At 58.4% G+C, this 1926-nt stretch carries 3 protein-coding genes and 1 tRNA gene; all 4 read left to right on the forward strand.

Annotated elements, in window-relative coordinates; genetic code table 11:
• A partial coding sequence (locus tag AC1D1X_RS21950) for a cytochrome c1 (protein WP_477699182.1) occupies positions 1 to 340 on the forward strand: 340 nt, incomplete at its 5' end.
• Positions 341 to 425: 85 nt separating this feature from the next.
• Positions 426 to 1037, forward strand: coding sequence for a glutathione S-transferase N-terminal domain-containing protein (locus tag AC1D1X_RS21955; RefSeq protein ID WP_007868077.1), 612 nt, complete (start codon positions 426 to 428; stop codon positions 1035 to 1037).
• Between the two features lie 183 nt (positions 1038 to 1220).
• Positions 1221 to 1772 (forward strand): ClpXP protease specificity-enhancing factor, encoded by a 552-nt coding sequence (locus AC1D1X_RS21960; protein ID WP_477669848.1) that lies wholly within the window; start codon positions 1221 to 1223, stop codon positions 1770 to 1772.
• A gap of 11 nt (positions 1773 to 1783) precedes the next feature.
• Positions 1784 to 1859 (forward strand) — tRNA-Thr (locus AC1D1X_RS21965).
• Positions 1860 to 1926: the final 67 nt, after the last annotated feature.

The following is a 1926-nucleotide window of genomic DNA, read 5'->3' on the forward strand; positions in this document are numbered from 1 at the left end:
CACCAAAGCCACGGGCTGGAACAACCGCGCTTTCCCGAGTGTGGCCATGCCGCATGTGTTGTGGGAACTGCAGGGCACGCGCGAGCCGCAGTACGACTACAAGGAAGAGCACGGCCATAAAGTGGAGATTTTTAAGGGTTGGAAGCAGCTCACCCCCGGCACCATGACGCAGTTGCAGTATGACCAGGCGATGGGCGACCTCGTGGGCTACCTGCAATGGATGGGCGAGCCGGCCCAGAACACCCGTATTCGCGTCGGCGTCTGGGTGCTGATTTTCCTTCTCGGCTTGACCTTTGTTGCCTGGCGCCTGAATGCGGCGTTCTGGAAAGACGTCAAGTAATTTTTCGCCGGGGCTAAGCTCCCGGCACCTTCTGGAGTGGATGCTTTCAATGTATCCACTCCTTTGCATTTAGGAGTTCCGCACCATGATGGTCCTTTATTCAGGCACGACCTGCCCCTTCTCGCACCGCTGCCGTTTTGTGCTGTTTGAAAAGGGCATGGACTTCGAAATTCGCGATGTTGACCTGTACAACAAGCCGGAAGACATCAATGTGATGAACCCATACGGACAGGTACCTATCCTGGTCGAGCGCGACCTGATCCTGTACGAATCGAACATCATCAACGAGTACATCGACGAGCGCTTTCCGCACCCGCAACTCATGCCCGGCGACCCGGTTGACCGCGCGCGCGTTCGCCTCTTCCTGCTGAACTTCGAAAAAGAACTGTTCGTCCACGTCAGCACGCTGGAATCGCGCGCCTCCAAAGGCAACGAAAAGGCGCTTGAAAAAGCCCGTTCGCATATCCGCGACCGCCTGACGCAGCTCGCACCGATCTTCCTGAAAAACAAGTTCATGCTCGGCGATAACTTTTCCATGCTGGACGTGGCGATTGCCCCGCTGCTGTGGCGCCTGGACTACTACGACATTGACCTGTCGAAAAATGCCGCACCGCTGCTCAAGTATGCGGAACGCATCTTTTCGCGCCCCGCCTATATCGAAGCGCTGACGCCTTCCGAAAAGGTCATGCGGAAATAATGGCCCCCACGCTTGCCACTGCGTGTACCTTCGGCTGTGCGCTGCCCCTTGCAAGAAGAAGAGGGGCGCTGCGCCTGCGGCCCGGCGAAGCCGGATCCGCGGCCCTGGCTGGCGAAGAGAGATCTCTCACGGCCGGTGAAGAGGGTGCCCATATGATGGTTCGGGTTTAACTTGGCTGAATTCATGAACGCCCTGGACTCCACGTCAACGCGACCGTATCTGATACGGGCTTTGTACGAGTGGTGCACTGACAACGGCTTCACGCCTTATGTGGCCGTGTCGGTGGACGACACCGTGCAGGTGCCGCGCGAGTACGTCAAGAACAACGAGATCGTGCTCAACATCAGTTTTGACGCGACCTCGTCACTCAAGCTCGGCAACGATTTCATCGAGTTCAAGGCGCGGTTTGCCGGCAGTGCCCGGGAAATCATGGTGCCCATCAGCCACGTGATTGCGATCTATGCCCGTGAAAACGGGCAAGGCATGGCCTTTCCCATGGTTGCGGCTTCCGCCGGTCCGGTTTCCGGCGCTGAGGCGGGCGCCGAAGACCCTCATGGCGCACCTCCGGTGGCTGCCGCGCCGGCTGCGCATCCGCACAATCCGGCGGAAGGCCCGGAAAAGATCATGCAGCTGGTGCCCGAAAGCAGCGCAGATTCGCAAGCCGATGACGGTTCCGAGCCGCCGGATCCGCCCAAGTCGCCGCGCACACGGCCTTCACTGAAACGGGTCAAGTAAAATAGCTTTGTGCCGCTTTAGCTCAGTTGGTAGAGCAACCGCCTTGTAAGCGGTAGGTCGTCAGTTCGATTCCGACAAGCGGCACCATTTTCCCTTTCCTGTTGCCTTCCCCATGCCATATGGGTACCATACGCTACGAAATTGGTAGCAGGCA

The sequence above is a fragment of the Polaromonas sp. P1_G4 genome, from assembly GCF_056405475.1.

Bases quoted from the DNA above. Each gene is read 5' to 3' on its own strand.
- AC1D1X_RS21955 (WP_007868077.1), top strand. From the start codon at position 426: ATGATGGTCCTTTATTCAGGCACGACCTGCCCCTTCTCGCACCGCTGC.
- AC1D1X_RS21960 (WP_477669848.1), top strand. From the start codon at position 1,221: ATGAACGCCCTGGACTCCACGTCAACGCGACCGTATCTGATACGGGCT.